15 protein-coding genes and 1 pseudogene are annotated in these 22964 nt (G+C 62.2%); 10 read left to right on the forward strand and 6 right to left on the reverse strand.

All coding sequences use genetic code 11. The features are described from left to right. Positions 1–84: 84 nt before the first annotated feature. On the reverse strand, positions 85–1218 hold the full coding sequence (locus I41_RS16820) for a hypothetical protein (RefSeq protein ID WP_145434072.1): 1134 nt from the start codon (positions 1216–1218) through the stop codon (positions 85–87). A gap of 439 nt (positions 1219–1657) precedes the next feature. On the opposite strand from I41_RS16820, the gene I41_RS16825 reads away from it, so the two are divergent. Further along, entirely contained in the window at positions 1658–2923 is a 1266-nt protein-coding gene (locus I41_RS16825) for a BBP7 family outer membrane beta-barrel protein (protein ID WP_168206959.1), read from the forward strand. Between the two features lie 73 nt (positions 2924–2996). Here I41_RS16825 and I41_RS16830 read toward each other — a convergent pair whose 3' ends face one another. From I41_RS16830 to hisD, 3 genes are all read right to left on the reverse strand, one after another. Then, positions 2997–3896 (reverse strand): TerC family protein, encoded by a 900-nt coding sequence (locus I41_RS16830; RefSeq protein ID WP_145434074.1) that lies wholly within the window; start codon positions 3894–3896, stop codon positions 2997–2999. A 41-nt stretch (positions 3897–3937) separates the two neighbouring features. Next, positions 3938–4993: a histidinol-phosphate transaminase gene (hisC, locus tag I41_RS16835; protein ID WP_210420978.1), complete on the reverse strand. Its 1056-nt coding sequence runs from the start codon at positions 4991–4993 to the stop codon at positions 3938–3940. A gap of 167 nt (positions 4994–5160) precedes the next feature. Next, complete coding sequence (hisD, locus tag I41_RS16840) at positions 5161–6525, reverse strand: histidinol dehydrogenase (RefSeq protein ID WP_145434075.1); 1365 nt, start codon at positions 6523–6525, stop codon at positions 5161–5163. A 192-nt stretch (positions 6526–6717) separates the two neighbouring features. On the opposite strand from hisD, the gene I41_RS16845 reads away from it, so the two are divergent. Beyond that, positions 6718–7743, forward strand: a complete 1026-nt coding sequence (locus I41_RS16845; RefSeq protein WP_145434076.1) for a threonine aldolase family protein — start codon at positions 6718–6720, stop codon at positions 7741–7743. Between the two features lie 283 nt (positions 7744–8026). Here I41_RS16845 and I41_RS16850 read toward each other — a convergent pair whose 3' ends face one another. Beyond that, positions 8027–9262, reverse strand: coding sequence for a Glu/Leu/Phe/Val family dehydrogenase (locus I41_RS16850; protein WP_145434077.1), 1236 nt, complete (start codon positions 9260–9262; stop codon positions 8027–8029). Positions 9263–9510: 248 nt separating this feature from the next. On the opposite strand from I41_RS16850, the gene I41_RS16855 reads away from it, so the two are divergent. From I41_RS16855 to I41_RS16890, 8 genes and pseudogenes are all read left to right on the forward strand, one after another. Further along, complete coding sequence (locus I41_RS16855) at positions 9511–11106, forward strand: hypothetical protein (protein ID WP_145434078.1); 1596 nt, start codon at positions 9511–9513, stop codon at positions 11104–11106. A gap of 217 nt (positions 11107–11323) precedes the next feature. Then, the gene (locus I41_RS16860) at positions 11324–13615 is read left to right on the forward strand and encodes a hypothetical protein (protein WP_145434079.1); all 2292 of its coding nucleotides are present in this window, start codon (positions 11324–11326) and stop codon (positions 13613–13615) included. Positions 13616–14023: 408 nt separating this feature from the next. Then, entirely contained in the window at positions 14024–15094 is a 1071-nt protein-coding gene (locus I41_RS16865) for a DUF1559 family PulG-like putative transporter (protein ID WP_145436386.1), read from the forward strand. Between the two features lie 48 nt (positions 15095–15142). Continuing rightward, entirely contained in the window at positions 15143–15769 is a 627-nt protein-coding gene (locus I41_RS16870) for an EF-hand domain-containing protein (RefSeq protein ID WP_145434080.1), read from the forward strand. 195 nt (positions 15770–15964) lie between these two features. Further along, positions 15965–16330: a helix-turn-helix domain-containing protein gene (locus I41_RS16875; RefSeq protein WP_145434081.1), complete on the forward strand. Its 366-nt coding sequence runs from the start codon at positions 15965–15967 to the stop codon at positions 16328–16330. 15 nt (positions 16331–16345) lie between these two features. Then, positions 16346–16969: pseudogene (locus I41_RS16880) on the forward strand (IS630 family transposase); the annotation flags it as partial. A 238-nt stretch (positions 16970–17207) separates the two neighbouring features. Continuing rightward, positions 17208–20633, forward strand: coding sequence for a choice-of-anchor Q domain-containing protein (locus tag I41_RS16885; protein ID WP_145434083.1), 3426 nt, complete (start codon positions 17208–17210; stop codon positions 20631–20633). A gap of 278 nt (positions 20634–20911) precedes the next feature. Beyond that, complete coding sequence (locus I41_RS16890; RefSeq protein ID WP_145429769.1) at positions 20912–21769, forward strand: transposase; 858 nt, start codon at positions 20912–20914, stop codon at positions 21767–21769. A gap of 28 nt (positions 21770–21797) precedes the next feature. Here I41_RS16890 and aroF read toward each other — a convergent pair whose 3' ends face one another. Then, positions 21798–22802 carry a 3-deoxy-7-phosphoheptulonate synthase gene (aroF, locus tag I41_RS16895; protein WP_246133691.1) on the reverse strand — a complete coding sequence of 335 codons (1005 nt, stop codon included), beginning with the start codon at positions 22800–22802 and terminating at the stop codon, positions 21798–21800. Positions 22803–22964: the final 162 nt, after the last annotated feature.

The raw sequence follows: 22964 nt of genomic DNA on the forward strand, positions 1-22964 counted from the left end.
CGACTTCTCGCGTTCGATCGCAAAAATCAAGGGAGGACGGGCGGGCAGCCCGTCCTCCCTTTTTTGGTCTCGCTCAGCGTTGCGCTAGGCCGCGGGCTTCAGTTGCACGTTGCTGGCGGCAGCGGCCGGCTTCGGGTCAGTGGCCGGTTTCGCTTTGGCTTGCTCGGCTTTGACGCAATCCGCACAGGCGGGGAAGGCGACGCAGCAGAGGGCATTCATGAAGCGGCGACTGCCGAGATGCGGCTCAATGTAGTGGCTGCTGCCAACGTCGCTCGTGAGCGTCTGCTGGCAAAGTTTGTGGGCATTCTCGCCGAGGCAGTTGGCGTTAACGCCGGTGACGCCGATCGCCTTTTTGCAACGGTAGGAAATCTTGGGCCACCGACGCAGCGTGCTGTCGGTCGCGTTACGGGTGACGTAAATCTTCTCCGCGGCCACGAACGCCTGGCCGTAGCGGCCGCCGACGTCGAGCGCATCGTTATCGAAGGCGGCGGAGACGAGCGCGACGCGGAAGTTCGGACGTTCCTTCGCTTCGGCGCCAGCGAGGGTCAGGCCGCGCAACTCGCCGCCGCCGATGAAGTGGGCCGCTACGGCGCCAATGATGCCGCCGTAGCTATGGCCGCCGACCGTGACGCGTTGGGTCATGCTCATCCGCTGGACAAGCTTGGCCATGTAGTAGCCCTGGTATTCGGCATAGACGAACTTCGTGCGCAGGTTGCTGAGAATCAATTGGCGGGGCCGAAGCAGAGGACGAAGGTGGTCAATTTGCGCGGGCCACGACCAGAAGACAAGTCGCTTCTTTCCCGGACAGCAGCGCATCTTCTGGTAGACCTCCCAGCACTGCTTCATAGCGCCGTCGTGCTGCAGCGTATTGCCGTGGGCGAACACGAGCGTCGGCATGCTGGCTTCTTGAGCGACCAGCGAGTCCCACGATTCCTTAACGAATCGACGGCAGGTCGGGTCCCAGCGCTTGACGCTGATCCGCTCGAACCCCGCGTCGAGGTTGTTGCACTTCGGAGCGCAGCGGGTGTTTACCAACCACAGCTCGGGAAGTTCGTGACAGCAGGAAAGTTGGCAATTGTTTAGGTCACAGCCGTCGCATTGATCGGGGGTGCAATATTGCGCCGAAGCGATCGAAGCGAGGGCGACCAGAGTGATGGCGGCCATCGTCAGTCGCCAGAAGGCCCACGTGGCGGTTTCGCGGATCAAGGCTGCGTTCATGGGGGAGTCGCTTTCCTGCAAGCACGAAAGTTGGAAGGGGAGATGTTCGCGGTCGAGGTTGGGACCGGCCGCTGAGAACCTGCGCAGGTCGCGCAAGATTTTCGACGTTGCGAAAATCTACCCCCTGATGCGATGGAGCCACCCGCCTGGCGAGAAAACGTGGCAAAAAATCAACGCCTCGCCGCGGTAATCTCGGCGGCATCGCTACAAACGGTCGGCCCGGTCAAGGCTGAGCCGCCGCGCGGGCGCCAGCGTCGTTGGGGCAAACGAGCGAAACTCTGCGCCTTGCGGTAACTGGACTTCGGAATACCACGACTGGGGGTCGATGCTATCCGCATTGCCGGAACAATCGTCTCTGTCGTTCCAACCCGACCCGCCACGCCGACCGACCCAGCCAGCGCCGCGGGGGTGCGACACGCGACCACAGGAAGTAAGCCGCATGCGTTTGCCACTCATCGTTACCGTCCCGGCCGGCCGACTGCTGATGCTTCTCGCAACGGCAGTTGGCGTCGCCGAAGCTGCGGTTGGCCAGGCCCCGCCGTCGCTGTCCGACGCGATCTCGCTCACGAGCGGCGACGTCTGGTCGGAGCAGTCGACGCCAGCCGTCCTGGGCACGCCCGCCAGTGATCCGGTCCTGAATCAATCGGAGATCGCCGCCGTTGAGCCGATTGCCGACGACGGCGTGCTGTCGTTGGGGGGCGACGCCGCCTGCAATTCGTGTAACGGCGGAGGCGGTGGCGGCCTGGGAAGCTTCTACAATCGCTGCGGCTGCGATACGCCGCTCTTTCCGTATTTGACCGGTCCCGGCGCATGCGACAACTGGTGCGTCGGACCGCATTGGAACGTCGAAGTCGATGGTATGGCGCTGCGGCGCACGGGCGTCGACTGGACGCCGATCGTCGACCTTGTGGGAACTGCCCCGAGTTTACTCGATCAGTTCAACTATGGTCCGGGCGGCCGCATTTTTGCGACCGCCTACAACGACTCCGACTACGGCGTCCAAGTCGGCTACGAAGGAATCAACGACTACAACGCGACAGCGCTCTTCCCGCAGGGCGCCGACTTGCGGTCGTTCGACTACGAGACGACGTTCAACTCGATTGAGCTAAACATCCTCCGACGCACGACGGCGCCGACCAAGTTGTTCGCGGGCTTCCGATATGTGCAAGTCGATGAAGACTTCACCGATCGATTCGTCGACGGCAAGAGCGTGCCGCCGCCGGCCAACCCGCCCGACGTGCTGGCATTCGTCGATACCAGCAACGCGTTCAAACTCGAAAACCGCATGATCGGCTTCCAACTTGGCGCCTTGCGCGACGCCTGGGCGCTGAACAAGTGGCTGACGATTGAACCGATGGGCAACGGCGGCGTCTACTACAACAACTTCAAGCGCGAAAACCTGCAGGATACCACGACGACCATCGTGACCGGCGACGACACGGGCCCGCCGGTCGTCGACGGATCGACGAGCGTGAACTACACGCAATTCGGGACGTCGCAAAACTTCTCGGACATCACCTTCATTGGCGAGGTCGGCATCACGGGCGTCTTCCGCTTCAACCAATGCCTGGCCCTGCGGGGCGGCTACCAAGCACTGGTGATGGACGGCGTCGGCGAGGGCATTGACGCCTATTTGCAGCCCGGGCTGAATGGCTCGACCGTGCTCTACCATGGAGCCCGGTTCGGGCTTGAATACCAGCGATAATGGCTGACGACGAACCTCTGCGCGCCGGCGATCGCTTGATTGGTCAGTCGGCATCGCCGCTTTGTGAGTTCGCTTAGATCGCTTCCAGTGTTTCGCGCTCCTCGGCGACGTGTCGCCGCGCTCGCAAGTTGAGCATCTCCACCAGCAGCGAGAAAGCCATCGAGAAGTAGATGTAGCCGCGTGGAATGTGCGTGTGGAGTCCTTCAGCGACCAGGACGACGCCAATCAGGATCAGGAATGACAGCGCCAGCATCTTGATGCTCGGATGCTTGTTGACGAAATTGGCGATCGGCCCGCTGAACGCAATCATCACGGCGATCGCCAGGACCACCGCGCTGATCATGATCGCCAGCGCTACCCAGCGGTGCTCATAATCGTCGGGTTGCACCATGCCGACGGCCGTCAGGACCGAGTCGAGTGAGAAGACGAGGTCGATCGCAATAATTTGCGCGAGCACCGCCGTGAGCGAGGAGTAGACCTTCGCTCCCCCTTCCGCGTGGTGCGGTTCCAACTGATGGCCGATCTCCCAGGTGCTTTTACCAAGTAGGAACAGGCCTCCCAGAATCAGCACCAGATCTTTGGCGGTGATCGGCGTGCCGCCTTCTTCCAGCGCCTCGACCACGGCCGGACTGTCGACCTTCGTCGGGTCGTTGGTCTTCACCGGCGTCACTTCGGCTTGCTCTTCGCCCGGTTCGATCTCCGCGACGACCGGGTGCGAGCCGGGAATGTGAAACGGCAAATCGAACAGCACCGTCTTGTCGAGCGTGATCACCCACGAGATCGCGAACAACAGGGCGATGCGTCCAACGGCGGCTAGCAACAGTCCGAGCGTGCGGGCCTTGGGCTGCTGATGGGCGGGCAGTTTGCCGGTGAGGATCGCCAGGAACACCACATTGTCGATGCCGAGGACAATCTCCAGTACGGAGAGCGTTGCCAAGGCCGCCATTGAATTAACCGTGAACAACTCTTCCATGGTCGCTTTCCTAAGAACCCAATGTGAATCGCGGTTAATTCCTAAACGATTGCGGCGAGTTTCGCAAGCAACAGGTCGCACTGCTCGTCGCTGCCGACGCTGATGCGCAGGCCCTCGCCCCAGCCGGCGTAATTCATATAGCGAACCAAGACGCCGGCGTCCTTGAGCTGCTGATAGAGTTCTCGCGAGTCGCGCTGGCCATGCCGGCACCAGACGAAATTGGCCTGCGAGTCGATACAGTCGAACCCGAGACCGCGCAATGCACTCGTCATTCGTTGCCGCGTCGCGAGAATTGCATCACGCGTCCGCACGAAATGAGCCTGATCGTCGATGGCCGCTGTGGCGCCGGCGATGCTCAGCGAATCGCAGTTGTAAGAATCTTTGACCTTATTGAGTTGTTCGATCACCTGCGGCTGAGCGACGACGAAACCGAAGCGCAAACCAGCGAGGCTGTACGACTTGCTCAATGTCCGCGTCACCAGAATGCGCTCGTTCGTCGCCACGAGGCCTAGGCAATTCGTCTCGGCGAAGTCGGCGTAAGCCTCGTCGACGATAAGCGGGCAGGGGAGGGCGGCGGCCAGATGGGCGACGCCGCTCGGTGCGATGACCGTCCCGGTCGGGCTGTTCGGATTCGGCAGGAAGGCTAGTTGCAGCCGCTCGTCGGTCGCCGTGAATCGTTCGTCCAGCGTCCAGTCGCTCTCGAATTCGACCGTCTCCGAGTCGGCCCCCTGAATCGCCGCCAGCGTGTTGTACAGCACGTAACTCGGCCGCGGAAAGCGAATCAGTCCCCCCGGCGCGACGAAGCTGCGAGTGACGATCGTAAGAATGTCATCGCTGCCATTACCGCACATGATCCAATCAGGCGTGATGCCAGGGACTTCGTCCTTGAGAAGCGCGGCGGCCCGTTCGCGAAAGGCCGTCGCCAACGGATCGGGATAACGCTGCAGCCCAACCTGGAGAACGCGACCGATGGCCGCCTTGACCGTCGGCGAGCAGGGGTACGGATTCTCGTTGGTGTTGAGTTTGACGTACTCCATTCCCTGCGGCTGCTCGCCGGGGACGTAGCCTTGCATCGCGGTGATATTGGTTCGGAACATTGTTGCTCTAATTATGTTCGTAGGAGTTAACCACGAAGGCACTAACACACCAAGGGGTTCACGTAGAACTACAAACTTAGGAACCGCTAAGAGCGCTGACTTAACCGAAAGGCTGACTTAACCGAAAGACTCTGCGAGTGTTTCTTGGCGCCATCGTGTCTTGGTGGTTAACGAATTAACTTCTTCAATCGGATCGCCACGCTATTGGCATGGCCGGTGAGGCCTTCCTTTGCGGCAAGGGTAAGGACGTCGCCGGCAATGGCGGCGAGGCCCGGCTCGGTGAAGTGGATCATGCTGTTGGTCCGGAGGAAATCGTTGGCCGACAGGCCGCTGGCGAAACGCGCGGTCGCTCCCGTCGGCAACACGTGCGAGGGGCCAGCAGCGTAATCGCCCACGGGCACCGGCGTAAAAGAGCCAAGGAAAATGGCCCCGGCGTAACGAATGCGATCGGCCAATCGCTCGGCCTCCGGCCCCGCCAAGTGGAGATGCTCGGTCGCCAGTTCGTTGGCGAGCGCCACGGCTTCATCGGCGTTCCTTACCAGCACGAGCGCTCCAAACGCTTCCAGCGAAGGCCGCGTGAGATCGCCGCGTTCCAAGGTCGCTAGTTGCTTCTCCAGTTCCGCGACCACAGCCTCGATCAATGGCGCGTGCCATGTGATGAGAATCGCCGATCCTGGCGAGTGCTCCGCCTGAGCGATCAGATCGGCCGCCGTAAAATCGGCCCGCGTCGTCTCGTCGGCGATGACGATCACCTCGCTAGGGCCGGCGATCGAATCGATGTCGACTTCGCCGAAGACAAGTTTCTTGGCGAGCGCGACGAACAGATTGCCCGGGCCGACGATTTTGTCGACCCGTTCCAAGCCCTCAACGCCGTAGGCGAGCGCCGCCACGGCTTGCGCCCCGCCCGCGCGATAGACTTCGGCGACGCCCAACTCATGGCAAGTCGCCAACAGATCTTGGTTGTATGATCCAAACGCCGTCGGCGGCGCGACCACGGCGATCTGCTCCACTCCCGCGGCTTGCGCCGGAACGACCGTCATCAACACCGTCGAGGGATAGGCCGCCGCGCCGCCCGGCACGCAGACTCCGATTCGCCGCAGCGGCAGGTAACGCTGCGTGAGATATCCGCCATGCTCGGTCTGCACAGTCACGGTTTGATGGAGGATCGCCTCCTGGAACGCCAAGATGCGCTTCCGAATTCGCCTCACGGCTTCGAGCAGTTTGGGATCGGCGGCCGCGTGGGCCGCCGCCAGTTCCGCGGCCGGCACGCGCAGTTCGCTCGCGGTGAGCTGCTTGCCATCGAGCTTGGCCGTGTACTCGAGCAGCATCGGCAGCCCACGCTCACGCACGTCGAAGCAAATCCGCTCGACCACCTGCACCGGCGTCAGCGGTACGCCAAAGACTTCGATCGTCTTCCGCCGTCCCGCCTCGCTGACGACATTCCCCTCGGGGGCCAGCTTCGCCCGCAACGCGGCAATCTGATCCGCTGAACCAGGGTCGCACGTGTCGATGCGGGGAATGGCGAGCGGCATGGCGACAATGCTTGATGCTGGGTACTGGATGCTAGATAGTGGGGAATGTTCCAAGGTACCCGCGGCGGGCAAGCGTTTCACCCCCAATGGGTGAACGGGCCTGTTCGACGGTCATTCTGAGCTATGCGATGAATGAAGGCCCGCGCCCCGAACACCTGCACCCACAACTGAACCCTCCAGCCTCCCCTCCCCATGATCGACCTCCGCAGCGATACGCTCACTCGCCCCACCCCCGGCATGCGGGCCGCCATCGGAGCCGCCGAGGTGGGGGACGACGTCTTTGGCGAAGACCCGACGGTCCGCCGGCTAGAGGAGCAAACGGCTGACCTCTTGGGCAAGGAAGCCGCCCTCTTCGTCCCCAGCGGCACGATGGGCAATCAACTCGGCGTGCGGGTCCACTGCACCGCCGGCGACGAGTTCCTCTGTGAGGCCGAGTGCCACATCCTCAACCAGGAACAGGCCGCCTCGGCCCAGTTCTTCGGCGTCTATGGGCGCGGGATCGCCGCCGAGGGGCATCTACTCACCGTGGGCCACCTCGAAGACAAGATCCGGCCCGACGATGTTCACTATGCCCGCACGCGGATGGTCTGCCTCGAAAACACCCACAACCGCGGCGGGGGGCGTGTGCTGCCGTTCGCCGAAGTTGAAAAGATTTCCGCCTGGGCCGCCGCATGCGGCCTGGCGCGTCACCTAGACGGCGCCCGCCTCTTCAACGCCGTCGTCGCCGGCGGCATCGCAGCGCGAGAGTGGGCCAGCCTGTTCGACACCGTGAGCGTCTGTTTCAGCAAAGGCCTTGGCGCCCCCGTCGGCTCGGCCCTCGTCGGCACACGCGATCACATCAAGCGGGCCCGCCGCCTTCGCAAAGCTCTTGGCGGCGGGTGGCGGCAGGCCGGTCTGCTCGCCGCTGCGGCAAGCTATGCGCTCGACCACCATATCGAAAGACTCGCTGAAGATCACGCGAACGCCCAAATCCTCGCCGACGCCATCCGCCAATCGGACTCGCTGCGGCTCGTCCCGCCGCAAGTCGATACGAACATCGTCATTTTCGAGGTCGAACCGAGCCTCGGCACGGCGGCCGAGTTTTGCAAGAAGCTCGGCGAGCAGAACGTCGGCATGTTCCCATTCGGCAAGTACCGCGTGCGCGCGGTGACGCATCTGGACGTGACCGCAGAACAAGTGACGAGAGCCGCCGAAATCCTGCTAGAATTATCCGAGTAGCTGCAGCTCAACCAGCCGCTGGAGCAATCGACTCTCAGCCCAGCCAACGCCGCGAGCATCTTCTTGAATTCTAACGGTGCGACACCTGCCCGGTTCCGACTTTCGCTGCCTTCTGCTTTTCATTCTGGCTCGGCCCCTGGTATCGCTGGTGAACGCGAACCTGCAGTCGCCGGTCAACGACCGGCCGAAGCGGCTAGGCAGGGGAAGGCGAAGCGGACCCCTCGGAGTACGTCGGGGTGACGGGTTCGAAGTCACGCTCCGGCGGCTCGTTGAGCCGCGGCTACTACGCCACGCCGATCAGCGCCGTCGCCTTCGCCACGCGCTCAATGCCCACCATAAACGCCGCCGTCCGCAAACTGACCTTCCGCGCGCGAGACAGGTCCCACACGGTTTCGAACGCTTGCGACATTACCCGCTCCAGTTCTTGCCGCACGCGGTCAAGGTTCCAATGGTAGAACTGGCGGTTCTGGGCCCATTCAAAGTAGCTGACGGTCACGCCGCCGGCGTTGGCGAGGATATCGGGCAGCAGCAACGTTCCCTTGTTCGCCAGAATTTCGTCAGCTTCAGGTCGCACCGGCTCGTTGGCTGCTTCGATGATGATCGGCGCCTTCACTCGATCGACGTTTGCTTCGTGGATGACGCCGCCGAGCGCCGCGGGAATTAGCACATCGACGTCGAGCTCTAGCAATTGGTCGCCGGGCAGCTTTTCCGCTTCCTTGAAACCGGCGAGCGAGTTGTTGTTCTGATTGACGTGACGAATGGCGCTAAGCACATCGAGACCGTCAGCTCGATAATAGGCCCCGCTAACGTCGCTGATCGCCACCACCTTGCACTCGGCGTCGGCGAGATACTTGGCGGCGTGGGAACCGACGTTGCCGAAGCCCTGGATCGCCACCCGCGTCTGCTGCGGCTTGCGGCCTAGCCGTCCGAGGACCTTGAGCGTGAGGATGCCGACGCCGCGACCGGTCGCCTCTTCGCGACCGGGAATGCCGTAGTACTCGACCGGTTTGCCGGTGACGACGCCGGGGTTGAAGCCGTGGTACTTGTTGTATTGGCTCATGATCCACGCCATCGTTTGGGAGTCGGTCCCCATGTCGGGCGCCGGGATGTCGATGTCGGGCCCAATGACGTCGTGAATCTGATCGATGAACTTGCGAGTGATCCGCTCCTTTTCGGTAAGACTCAGCGTGCGGGGATCGACGGCGATGCCGCCTTTGGCGCCGCCGTAGGGAATGTTGACCACCGCGGTTTTCACGGTCATCAGTGCCGCCAGGCTGCGAATCTCGTCGAGATCGACCTGCGGGTGATAGCGAAAGCCCCCCTTCATGGGTCCGCGCGCATTGTTGTGCTGCACGCGGTAGCCGACGTAGGTGGCGACTTCGCCTTTGTCCGTTTCGAAGGAAACCTGAACTTGGATTTCGCGGCGTGGGATCATCAGCCGCCGCCGCATGCTCTCGTTGACGCCGAGCTGGTCGGCGGCACGGCTGAAGTAAAACTGAGCCGCCTCTGAAGATTTCATCGCTGGTTTCGCTTGCGGTGGCCTGGGTGGTGGGATCGCCGGCTTGGTGGATAATAAAACGGCGGCAGTGCGCGGGCAACGCAGCCTCTCCGTAAGTCTACGCTATTTCAGTCTACGAACGGGCGCCGACAGCAGTTCTAGAGGGCGGTCTAGCAACGATGACTGAGGGAAACTCACCGAGGACTCGCAGCGCCGGAGCGCCGCGCAGTTCCCTACCCCGGAAGCGGGCCGACCGCGCGCGGATATGGATGGGCAGCGCCCTGGCGTCAGTTTTCCTCGGCATCGCCGCAATTGCCTACCTCTTAAGCAGCGACGAAACCCCGCCATTGCAACCAGCGGCGCCCGTGACGGCGCAAACAGCGCCACCGGCGCCAAGCGACCCATCCGCGGCGACGATCGCGTCGTCCGAACCGTCGGCCGCGCAAGTCGTCGACGATCCCTCGGGCCAACTCCTTTGGGCTCCCCCGACCGACGGCGCGCCGATCTCGCTCGCCTACGTCCCCGCCGGCACTCAATGCTTGCTTCACGTTCGTCCCGCCTCGGTTGCCAACGGTCCGGAAGGTGAGCGTCTTATCGCCGCGCTCGGTCCTTGGGGCCGCTCCACAGTCGATCGGCTGCGGGCAATTCTCGGCAGCGATTGGACTGAAATCGAATCTCTGCTCGTTGCGGTGACTGTGAACGATGACCATCAACTTGAGGCCACGCTTCGCGCGGAGTTTGCGACTCCACTCGACGGCGCCGCGCTCGCCGGGCGGTTCCCCGCGGCGAGGCGCACCGAGTTGGCGGGCCTCACGATGTACACCCAAGATGGCCGCGCTTACTTTGTCGCCCAAGGGCCCGCTCCTGTGCTCGTCGTGACGTCAGTCGCCCTGGCTGCCGAACTCATCGAATCGGCGGGCGATGCGCCGCCGCTGGTGCGCGACATCGAGGCGCTTGTCGAGCACACCGACGCCGATCGCGATGTCACGCTCATCGTCGCGCCGAAATTCCTGCAAGCGAGCGGCCACGAGCTTCTCGCCGCCGATGCGGCGCCGTTGCGCGATGCACTCCGCTGGCTGCTCGGCGACGAAGCGACTGCCATCGCCCTAAGCGTTGACTGGGGCGATAACTTCTTCGCCGAACTGCGGGCCACGCCGGCGCTGAACATCCCGCCGCGGCGGCTCGCCGCCAAGTTGCGCGACCGAGTGGCGGCGATGCCTGCGGCAGTTGAGGAAATGGTCCTCGCCGAACCGTGGCATGTCTACGGCCGCAAGGTGATCGCCCGCCTCCCCGGCATGCTGCGGACGCTCGCTCGTTACACTCGCGCCGGGGACGAAGATGGCGAAGCAATTGTCCGGTCGTATCTTCCCGCCGCGGCCGGCCACAATCTGCTCATGGCGGGCGAGTTGTTACTTACCCAACCGCATGGCGACGGCGCCGAACATTCCGCACCGAACGACGCCGGCCCGCCGTTACGCGTTTCCGTCGCAGAAAAGTTAGCGGCGAAAACGTCGCTCAGCTTTACGAAAGAATCGCTGGAGCAAGCGCTGGCACTTTTGGCCGAGGACGTCGGCGTTGAGATCGTGATCGCTGGCGGCGACCTGCAACTCGATGGCATCACCAAAAACCAGTCGCTGGGGCTCGACCTCCGCGACCGCCCCGCGAGCGAGATCTTGCTGGAAATTTTGCTGCGGGCGAACCCCGATCGCCAAGCCACCGGCCCCAGAGATCCACGGCAAAAGCTGGTCTACGTCATCGAACCGACGACAACGGGCGCTGCGGAGCGGATTATCGTCACGACGCGAACGGCCGCCGCCAAACGGGGCGATCAGCTCCCTGAACCATTTCGCGCGCCCAGCCGCTAAACGCCGCCGGTTTGGGTACAATGAGACGTGTAGAGCGCCCCCCGCCCGAAAGCGGGTAGACAACGGCCAGTAGTCGGAGGGCCACGCCCGCCGGGTTGGCGCCGCCGAGCGGTTCGGCGCCGCGCCCGGACCGCGTGGCGGGCCGGCTAGCTGCACGGCTCGCCGTACCCGTTGCGATCGTTGGAACAGAGAGACCAGAGTCGATTAGGATCGGCGCGTGGAACCATTCAAAATCACCTGCGTCAGCTGCCGCGCCGTGCTCACGGTACGCAAGGAGTCGATGATCGGCCAGATCATCGCCTGCCCGCGCTGCAGCATGATGGTGCAGGTGATGCCACCGGCTGGCTACGTCGCCGCGGCGAAAACGCCGACGAGTGACTCAACCGCGGTGGCCACGGGGCCCGCCGCTGCTCGAGTTGCCAAGGAGCGCACAGCGGCCGCCGCGATCACCCCGGCGATCAATAGCTTTGACGCCCCCGACGCCGGGACGGAGTTTTCCCCGCCGGCGCCGCCGGTGGGCACACCAGCGGAATCCGCGTTGACGGCGACGTTCGACGACGCCGTTGATGCGATCGGCGATGTGCCGGCCCACCCTGCATCGCTCCCGTTAACTCCGTCGGCAACGCTTGCAAACAACGGTATTGAGTCCGCTTTTGCCGAACCAATCGATGCCGATACGCAGGCCGTGCCATCGCTCGCTGCAAGGCCAACGAAGTCGTTGTGGGTCGCCTGGAAATTTCCCGTCATGATCGTGGGCGGCGCGGTCGCCGGCGCAGCGATCGTGGCGACGGCGCTCACGCTATTGAGCGGCGACCCCGGCCCGGCAGTGGCGGCGAAGACCGCGGACCCAACCGCCGCCCCGTCGCCGCCAACCGCTGCTACGCCTCCCCCGGCCGTCGCCGAACCAGCTCAGGGCGCACCAGTTCCCCCTGCGCTAGCGGCGTCTGGCGTTGAAAGTCCGCAGGCGGCGGCGACAGAAGTCCCCGAAAATGCTGCAGCGCCTGCCGGCGTTCCTCTCGTCGAATCGCCCGCGGTCGCCAGCGCCGAGGCCGAGCCGAAAGGCGACGCCCCCACTGACGATAACGGCGGCGATGTCGCCGTGGCGCCCGACCCTCCTGCCGAAGCCGCCGCAACGCCCCCCGCCGTTGATGCCGCCGCCGGCCAGCCGGCCATCGGCGACCAACCTAAGCTGCGCATCGATCCGCTCGAAATCGACCCTGAAGGGCTGAATCTTTCAACGCTCTATAGTGGACCGCCCCAAGATCCGCTGGCGGCCAGCCGGCTCCCCGGCGAAGAGCAAGGTGTCGAACTAAGCGTGCCGGCCGCCCAGGAAGCGCCGGCCGACGCCACGCCGCCGGTCGACGAGCCGAGCGCCGTCGCCGCCGTCCGCCGGGACGAACAAGCCGTCGGCGCCCCCGGAAACAACGTCGCGACGCTCCTCGCCCGAAAGACGCGGGAGCTGAAGGTCAGCAACATGCCGCTCTGCCGTCTGCTCGATCTTTCGGTCCAACTGAGCGGATTGCCGATCAGCGTCGCGCCCGAGCAGTTGCGGCTGGCGGCCGTCTCCGCCGGACAGCCGGCCACCGCCGACGTCAAGGATGCCACGATCGAGGCGTTCCTCGCCGCCGCGCTCAAGCCCTTGCGACTGGACCCGGTGGTCGTCAACGATCAAATTGTCCTGATTCACGGCGGCAACAATCCACGTCGCACGGTGACTTACGCCGTCGATGACCTGGCGGGCGACCCCGCGGCGGTCGAGCAACTCGTCGACACGATTCAAAAAGTCGTCGCCCCTGAATCTTGGCAAGCCGCCGGCGGCGCCGGAACGATCGCAGTCGACGGTAACCAAGTGAAGATCGAAACCGGCGAAGCGACGCAATACGATATCCTCCTGCTACTGGAGCGCAGTCGCGCCGCCTTGGGCCTTGCGCCGCGCAGCAAATATCCGGCGGCCCTCATCGGCGCCGAGGCCGCGCCCGTCGCCCTGGCGGCGCGGGTTGGCGAGCCGGCGACCTTCACCTTCTCGCAGTACACGCCGCTCCGCGTAATCTTCCGCCATTGGCAGGAAGAGATGCAGGTCGCCGTCCTCGTCGATTGGCCCGTTCTCGCCGACTTACGTCTCTGGCCGAACACTTGCATTGCCTGCAGTTCCAGCGGCAAGCCGTGGGACGCCGCGCTGGACGAGGTCCTCTCGCCGCTCGGTCTCGCTTGGCGGCCGATCGACAAACGGACGATCGAGATCACGTCGCAGGAAAAAGCAGCTTCCGCGCCCCTCGTGGAGATTTACCGACTCAGCTCCGAGGCGCTCGCCAGCGACGCCAGTCTGACCGCTGAGATCGAGCGCATCGCCGCAGCGGCGGGGGCGCCCGCTGACGCCTCCAGGGCAACCGTGGTTGACGCCGCTCATGGATTGCTGATCGTCCGCCAGCCGGCGACCGTCCAGCGTGCGATTGCGGCGTGGCTCGCCGAGAAGCAACTGTTGGCCACAACGAATCTCGCAAGTCGGTAATGTCGCCGGCGTTAGGCGTGGATTGCCGCAGGCGCCGCCGGACGGGGCAGCGCCGCCCGACTGCGGGGTTCTCTTCAGATTGGGCAGTTTGCGAATTCTGAGCCGGTACCGCGCCACGGCGGATTTTCGCGTTCTCGCACGTCGGGCGGTTACAGCGGCGGGCGACAAGCCGTCGGAAATGTCGTAAGATGCCCGAAGCCTGACGCATACCCTTCTGGTGGGGATTGCGGCGTCAGGCGAAACTTATCGGTCAACTGCGCGTTGGTCGGGGCGGCCTAACGCGAAGTCACCGCGCCATCCGCGAGGGTGCGACCATCGGTCGCCGAGCGGGTTTCGCGGCGCCATGGTTCGTAAGACTCATCTATCGCTGTCCGACAATTTCAGCCCCTTTTTTTTGGTGGGCCCGCTATGGAATATCGCCGCGCGCGTCGCGCCTTCACCTTGGTCGAGTTGCTGGTGGTCATCGCAATCATCGGCGTGCTGGTCGCGCTGCTGCTCCCGGCAGTACAAGCGGCGCGGGAAGCGGCGCGGCGGAACCAATGCACGAACCACCTGAAGCAAATTTCTCTCGCTGCACTGAACTGCGAGTCAGCCAACCGTGCGCTGCCGCCTGGCGGGTGGGGATATCTGTGGACTGGCGACCCGGACATGGGCTCGGGCGAGAAGCAACCCGGAGGATGGGCGTTCTCCCTTCTTCCTTATTTCGAGAATGTCAGCGTCTACGTTGTTGGTCAGGGGCTAGCGCCCGCTCAAAAACGTCTTGAGCTTGCCAAGCAAAAAGCGCTGCCGGTCACCGCCTTCTACTGCCCGAGCCGTCGAAGCCCTGTCACGTACTACGGTCCTGAATCGTCGAAGAACGCCAATGACTCTACCGGCAAATTCGTCGCGAAAATTGACTACGCCGCCAACGGCGGGAGCTATAGCCCCGCCGTCGGCGCTGACCGAGACGGTTCTGGTCCCGAACCTGCGCTTGGATTCTATGATGGCCCTGCCGCTGATTGCGTTACTAAGTATCCCGCATGCAGTTGGGGACCATATACTTTGGGCAATGTAGGCAACTACATGAACGGCGCCGTTGTCCCGCGCCTGCCAGTCGAACTCAAGCAAGTCACCGACGGCACGTCTAACACGATGCTATTTGCTGAAAAATTCCTTTATGTTGATTTCTACGGAGAGTCCGTTGGCTCAACCACGCCAAATACCTGTGCTGACAACAATTCGGCGTACCAGGGCTACGACTGGGACGTCATTCGTTGGGGCCGCTCGGACCTTCCAAATTACGAACCCAAACCCGACACATTTCTTGATCCCAAGGTGGGACCTGAAGCCTGCACCTTGCGTTTTGGCAGCGCTCACGCATCAATCTTCAATGCCGCGTTTTGCGACGGATCCGTCCGCAGTATCTCGTTCGATGTGGACATGCCCGAGTTTGAAATGATGGCCGCACGCAACGACGGCGGTCGCGCGGGCGGAAACTAGCGGACCTTACCAGTTCTTCGACGGCTCGTACTAAAGAAGCTCTCACCAATGCAATTCGTTGCTTCCTGGCGTTACGCCGTTCCCACCGTCGTTGTCATCGGACTTTCAGCTTGCTGCACAGTTGGATGCGGCGGCCGGTCGCCTGTGTCGCAACTTCGCGACGGTACGCCGGGCGAAGCGGCCGCGCGAGTCATGAAGTCCTACGACGCCAATGGCGACGGGAAAGTAGCGGCTGATGAGTTGACCGCTTCGCCCGGCTTACTGGAAGGCTTATCGCGCATTGACTCAAACAAAGACGGCGCCATCGACCTCGAAGAAATGACAGCTCGCTTTGGCAAGCATGATGAGCAGTCGAACATCATCGCGTTCCAACTGAACGTCGCCGCGAATGGCGCCCCGCTCGACGGAGCCGTCGTGACTTTCACCCCGGACCCCGCGGCGCTGGGAGAGGGCAAGCAGGCCTATAGCGGCACCTCAGTCGCCGGTGGGGTTGCACTTACGGGGAGTGAACTATCAATGCCAGGCCTGCCGGCCGGCTACTATACGGTTCAAGTCAGCCAGCCCGCGCAAAGCATCGACTTCAAACGCGGCGTGGAAATTGGCGACGACGTCCCGTCTCCCAACCGCGTGACGATCGACGTCAGCGGCAAGAAGTCGCCCGCCGGGCGGAAATGAAACTGTCGGCAGATTGTTCGGCTGGCAACAATTCGAGCGCTGCACAATTCAGCGCAGTTAGGTCCACGCCTGGACGTACTCGAACGGGCGTAGTCACGCAGTTATACGCATCGCAAGTAAGACCAGCGCGCCTCCTCTAGCGCCCGCCTAATTTACCCATCATACTGTGTCGACCAACCTGATGAGGAGGTCGCGATGGAGGTGGAGCCTCGTCTTTCGCTGGATGAGTTGAAGCGCTTGGAGCGCGGTGAGAAGGACGCCGGCCAAGCGAAGCGTCTGCGGACGGTCATCTTGGCGATGGAGGGTTGGACGGCCCCGCCCATCGCCATGGCGGTCGGCCTGTCGCGGCGCGTGTGTCAGCAGTGGGTGTACCGCTTCAACGCCCAGGGCCTGGCGGGGTTGGACGATCAGCGAGGCCGGCGTCCCACCTCGCCGCTGACGAGTGAGCAAGAGGCCGAGATTCGGCGCCGACTGGATGCCGGGCCGACGGCCGAAGACGGCGTCTGTTCGCTGCGTGGCGTTGACGTACGTCGTTTGCTCAAGCAGGAATTCGGCGTGTAGCGTTCGCTCGCCGGCGTCTACCACTTGCTGCATCGGTTGGGCTACTCGTACCTGCGACCGCGTCCGCGGCATCGCCAGGCTAATCCCGAGGCGCAGGCCCAGTTCGTCCGCGATTTGCCGGCACGGTTGCACGCCCTGGCTGCGGCACGCCCGGGCCAGCGTCTGCGCGTCTATTGGCAGGACGAGTCCCGCTTCGGCCAACAAGGAACGACGACCAACGTGTGGGCGACGATAGGCTCGCGGCCGACCGCGATTCGCCAGACCGAGTATGAGTACCTGTGGGTGATCGGGGCCGTCTGTCCGGAGACAGGACGCGCCGAAGGGTTGCTCAGCCCTCAGCTCAACACGAAGATCGTCAACGTGTTCCTCGCCCAGTTTGCCGCGTCGCTGCCGGCGGATGAGCACGCGGCGATCATCTGGGACGGAGCCGGCTTCCACGCCAGCAAGCAACTGATCGTGCCGGAGAACGTCTCGCTGATCACCCTGCCGCCGTACAGTCCGGAGCTTAACCCCGTTGAGAATCTCTGGCACTATCTCAAGAGTCACTACTGGAGCAACGCGCCTACGACGACTACGACGCCCTCGAACAGGCCGCCGTCGACGCATGGCGGAAGGCGGCCCTCGACCAGGGACTCATGAAGCCCGTCTGCGCTGCTTCCTACCTCGAACGCGCTAGTTCAAGTTAGGACATGTATTAGAAATTACGGCCTCTTTCTCGCATTATATTTCTCAGAATTCCTGAGTAATTCTTGACATATCCGACTAAGTTTTATACAAACCCTAAAAGTCGGATACTCTGTAAATGCGATCATCTTTGACGAGCAAGGCGCGCGGTCACTCGTTATCATCTGCCACCGCTAGCTTAGGAGATATGCGCATGCGTACTAAGCGATTTCCTCGAAAGGCTCAGTGCATTCAACAGCACACGATGCTCAGTATCGAGTGCCTCGAAGATCGGCGGGTTCTGAGTTTCACGCCAAACGCGGGGTCGTTCGAAGCCATTAACAACGTTTCGACCACAGCTTCGGCTGGCAGCCAGCAGGGAATTTCCTCAAGTTTCTCGCGAACCACTGACTTTGGCACTAGACTAAATGCATCTTCAATCGCGGGTGCCAATGGAGCGACCGCAAACAATATAGCGACATCTGCAGGTACGATCTCTTCGGGTTCGCCGGAATTATTCGCTTCGGCCGCCCACACAGCCATTGCAACTGCGTCAGCCGCCGAGTTTGCAGGTAGCCTCGCGGGCACTCAAAGAAGCAGCGCGACGACGTTGGACGGAAGTTACACGGCCCAAACTGACGGTATCTTGAGCGTGGTCCTGACTGCAAGGTTATGGGCGTCGACCGATGCTAATAAGGGTGCTTATTCGCAGGCAATTTCGAATTTTTTCGGCGAGTTGCTTGTAAATGGTGCTGTAGTGGCTGGAGTTGATGGAGATGCGTCGATTAGATCCATCGGTCCAGATGGCGTTGACGCCGGCAGCATTCAACAGACGCAATTGACTGTAACTAGACCCGGCGGGACGCAAGACACATTCGCCGTAACCGATTTTGCTCAACCGTTCGTATACTCATTAGACGTACAACTTGCGATCGTACTCCGCTTTACAGTCGCGATAAACTCAGGAGATGTAGTCACGCTGGATGCCAGTGAAAGTTTCGGCAGCGGTCAAAACGCCCGCAGCGATAGTCGAGCGTCAAGTCCGTCAACCGGCGTGGAAAACGCAATCTCATCTGGATCCGCCACCCTCTCGATCGAAACATCATTCGAAGCGACGGAGGATCCGTCGGAGGACGATGAAGGATTTTCTTCAATCTGGAGGCTCTGGAACGAACCGCCTACTGACGACGATGGTGGCGGCGGCGGGGGCGACATCGATGGTGACGGCGATGTCGACGACGACGATCGCCGAGCGCTTCCTGACTATCCTACCGCGCTGATCGTCACCACCGCAGACGATGAACTGGATGATCCGGTTCTTAATCCCGCCGGTTACGATCAAAACGACATTAGCTTGCGCGAGGCTCTGGCGTTGGCGGCAAATCAGGCCGGTAATGACATGATTCTATTCGCGCCTTGGATCGGTGAAATTACCCTAGGATCGCAACTTACGGTTGATAGCGATGTGCGCATCGTCGGCCGCGGGGCCGATAAACTAACCATTAACGGCAACAATTCTAGCCGAATCTTCCACCTCAGTGCTTCGACGGTCGACGCCACGATCAGCGGCATGAAGCTTACAGGCGGAAAAGTCACCGGCGGCAGCAGCGTGGGCGGGGCAGTTCTCACCGACGGCAACTTGACGCTTAGCTCCGTCGACGTCGTCAGCAATCAAGCCGGGGGCAAGGGAGGCGGAATCTTCGTAAACGCCACCGGGGCGCTCACCGTTGCCCGCAGCACGTTCAGCCTGAACACGGCGAACACCGGAGGCGGAGCGATCTCGGGAAATTTCAAAGCGGGGACGGCGCTAAACATCACCGACAGCACCTTCTCCAACAACACGTCTGGTAGCGGCGGTGCCATCCTCTATTACAGCAACGAGACTGGGACGACGAATCTGTCGATCCACAATAGCACGTTCTCCGCCAATTGGTCGAACGGCAATGGCGGAGCGTTGTTGTTCCAAAAGGGCGCTTCCAGCGCAGGGATGACGGCGTCGATTACCAATTCGACGATCGCGCACAATAGCGCCATTCCCCCGGCGACCGCGGGGCTGGGCGGCGGGATTTACAATACCTCCTCGGCAGCCGTCGTCACGTTGCACAATACGATCGTCGCGAAGAACACGGCTTCCAATACCACCTATCACGACGTGTCGGGAAGCGTGACGGGCGGCGGCGCCAGTTCGCACAATCTCATTGGCCAAGTTGGCAGTAGCGGGCTGACGAACGTGACCGGTAACAAGGTCGGGACGGCCACGGTGCTTATCGATCCCCTCCTGGCGCCGTTGGGTTATTACGGCGGGAAGACCAAGACGCACGCCCTATTGCTGAATAGCCCGGCGCTCGATGCCGGCAAGGACTCGATTGCCTCTGCGTTCGATCAGCGAGGTTACGCTCGCGACTACGACCTGCCAGTGACCAATGGCATCGGCGGCAGTTCCGACATTGGCGCCTACGAAGCTGGCGTCGGTACGGCGCTGATAGTTCGCAGCGACGGCGACCGGAACAATGCGATCAATCTGACCGCCACGGTGGCGTCGCTCCGGTTGCGCGAGGCGCTGGCCCTTGCAGGAGCGCTAGCCGGCAGCGAAACGATCTCCTTCGACAAATCGTTGTACACAACTTCTCCCGCGCATATTGTCCTGAGCTATGACGGCACAGACGCAGGCAGCGCGCCGGACTCCTTGACAATACCAGCTGGCGTTTCGCTTGCCGGGCCGCGAGCTCATGATGTCATCGTTGACGGCAATGACTTGACTCGCGTGTTCTATATCAACGCTATTCCCGGTGACGAACCAATCTCGCTGGAGGGGCTGACGATTACCGGCGGGGCTTCGGACGTTGGCGCCGGCATCTGGGTATCGGATGCTGATCTGACTCTTAGGGGCGTTCGAGTGGTCGAAAACGCAGCGTCTAATGCAGGAGGCGGCATCTATAGCGAGAACGTCGAACGTTTATTGGTTAGTAGCAGTGAGATATCGGGCAATACCGTCGGGACGAACGGTGCGGGCGGAGGCATTTACGACCACCGTGACTTGGATAGCGAACCAGGTTTACAGGTCATTAATTCGACTATCTCGGGAAATACTGTGGCCGGCGCTAGCGGAAAGGGCGGCGGGTTATACCTTTACCGGGACGCAGACAGCTCAACGGTGCTTCTACCCATCATAAGTGCCACAATTGCGTTCAACACGGCTGCAAGCGGAGGCGGTGTTTACTCCGCCACCTTGACTGGAAGCGCCTTTGTCCAGATACGCAATTCGATTGTCACTGATAACGTGAATCTATCGGCGGCTGCAAACAATGTCGCAGGTTTGAATTTCAACTCAGGCTCTTATAACTTGATTGGATTGGGCGGAAGCGGCGGATTGCTCAACAACAATAGTGGGAATATCGTGCTGAGTGGTGCGGAACCTTCGGGACTTGAGTCGCTTAGCTACTACGGCGGATCAACCAAGACGCACGCGTTACGTTATGACAGCGCGGCGATTGACGCTGGTTTTGACGACTACGCAGATGACTGGGACTTAGAGTTTGACCAACGTGGCGTCGACCGGATTTCCGACAACGATTATGTATTAGGGGATGGCATTGACATTGGTGCAATGGAACTCTTTTTCGATGAAATCTATAGCTAAGCTTGTTCGTCGGGCCCAGTAGGGCTCGCAGGGCCGGCGTAACGCATTCGTTTAAAGTAAGCGTCATTAAGCTTCGAGGTCAATCGTTGACATGCGATCTCCATGCCAGCCCCTGGCTCGGCCAGGGGATTGGTTTCCATTCTCGTACGCGTTGCCCAGCGATCTGCTACCCCCCGGCTCCGCAACATAATGCAATAGCTAGCACGCGTCGCTAGCGGTAAAAAGGCCCGCGTTCCAGGCTGTTCCTAGAGACCTGACACGTTTCTAGGAGGTGAGCCATGGAACGCGAACTCTGGAGCGTACTATACCGTTTGACTCGGCGGTTATGCAGCGATCGTTCGGGACACGTCTGTTCGGTCAGTTGGATCGTCGGCGTCTATCTCTGGGCGGTGATCCACGATCGACCGGTGAGTTGGGCGTGTCGGCCGGAGAATTGGCCGTCGTCATGGCAGGTGCGGCTGCCGAGCCAATCGACGGCGAGCCGTCGTCTCCGCACGGCGGCGGCCGTGGAACTGATCGAGCGGTTGAGGAAGCGTTGCTGGCAGGGCCCGCACCCGCCGGAGGTGAGCTTCCTCGATGGTAAGCCGTTGCCGGTAGGAGGCTTCAGCAAGGATCCCGACGCCACGCGCGGGCATGGCGTCGGCGGCCCGGCCCGCGGCTACAAGCTGCACGCCGTCTGGACGATCGATGCGCTCGTGGCGTGCGAAATCCAGCCGCTCAACGTGAGCGAACAGACGGTCGCCCGGCGACTCTTGCCGCAAGTCGGCGGAGGCTGCGTCCTGGCCGACGGCAACTACGACAGCAACCCGCTGCACGAGATCGCCGCACGGTCGGGCGTGACGTTGATCGCTCCGCAGCGTCGCGCGGGACGAGCGCTGGGCCACCGCCGCCACAGCATCGGCCGCTTGCAGTCGATCGAACTGCTGACGACCGCCGATGGCCAAGCACTCTTCAAGCAGCGGACGTACATCGAGCAACGCTTCGCTCAACTCACCAATTTCGGCGGCGGGCTCGGACCACTCCCCAACTGGGTGAGGCGACTGCCGCGCGTCACCCTCTGGGTGAACGCCAAACTCTGCATCCAGGCCGCTAGAAACCACTTGCGACGAGGAAACGATCTGATGGCGTTTGCATAATGTTGCGGAGCCAGGGGCTGCAATACCGCTACCCCAGTTCCCGATCCATCGCCGCCGCGATCCGTCCGCATTGCTTCATCATCTCGGCGAACTGATGAAAGTTCATCGATTGGTAGCCGTCGCTCATCGCCTTGTCGGGATTTGGATGGACCTCGACGATCAGGCCGTCAGCGCCTGCGGCCACGGCGGCCCGGGCCATGGCGGTCACCAGATGCGTGTGGCCCGTGCCGTGACTGGGATCGATCACGACAGGCAGGTGCGTCTTCGCCTGGACGTACGGCACCGACGCGAGCGGCAGCGTGAACCGCGTGTGGGTCTCGAACGTCCGGATGCCCCGTTCGCAGAGCATGACGTTTGGGTTGCCGGCGTCGAGAATGTACTCGGCGGCGAGCAACCATTCGTCGACCGTCGCGCTAGGGCCGCGCTTCAGCAATACTGGCCGCGGGGACTTGCCGGCGGCTTCGAGCAGGCGGTAGTTCTGCATATTGCGGGCGCCGATCTGCAGGACGTCGGCATATTTGGAGACGAGATCGACGTCTTCGCTAGCGACCACCTCGGTCACCACGGCCAGGCCCGTCGCGTCGCGCGCGGCGGCCAATAGCTTCAGGCCTTCTTCCTTCATCCCCTGAAAGCTGTAGGGGCTGGTGCGCGGCTTGAAGGCCCCGCCGCGCAGCGCCGTGGCGCCTGCCGCCTTTACGGCCTGTGCCGAGGCGAGAATCTGCTCTTCGCTCTCCACGGAACAGGGGCCGGCCATCACGCCGATATTCGCGCCGCCGACCTTCATCTGGCGGGCTTGCACCACCGTCGGCTCGGTTTTTAGCTCGCGGCTGGCAAGCTTGTAAGGCGCGAGTATCGGCAGCACCTCGTCGACGCCGGGGCCGCTTTCGAGCGAGCCCAGTCCCGCAATCCGCTCGTCGCCGACGACGGCGATAACGGTCCGCTCCGAGCCCTTGATGACGTTGGGCTTGAGCCCCTTCGATTCCACATGTGCAATCATGGCATTGATATCCGCGTCGGTGGCAGAACGTTTCATGACGACGATCATCGGGATGAGCTCCAGTACATGGGTTGGGGTCCTTATGAAGTGGATTGAGGTGAGTAGGTGTTTAAGTGAGTAAGTGAATTGGCGTAACGGTTTGACACTCCCGTCATTCTGAGCGGAGCGAAGAATCTAGAAACGCTTTGTAAGCGCCAG

This window comes from Lacipirellula limnantheis (assembly GCF_007746075.1).
Classification (GTDB): Bacteria; Planctomycetota; Planctomycetia; order Pirellulales; family Lacipirellulaceae; genus Lacipirellula; species Lacipirellula limnantheis.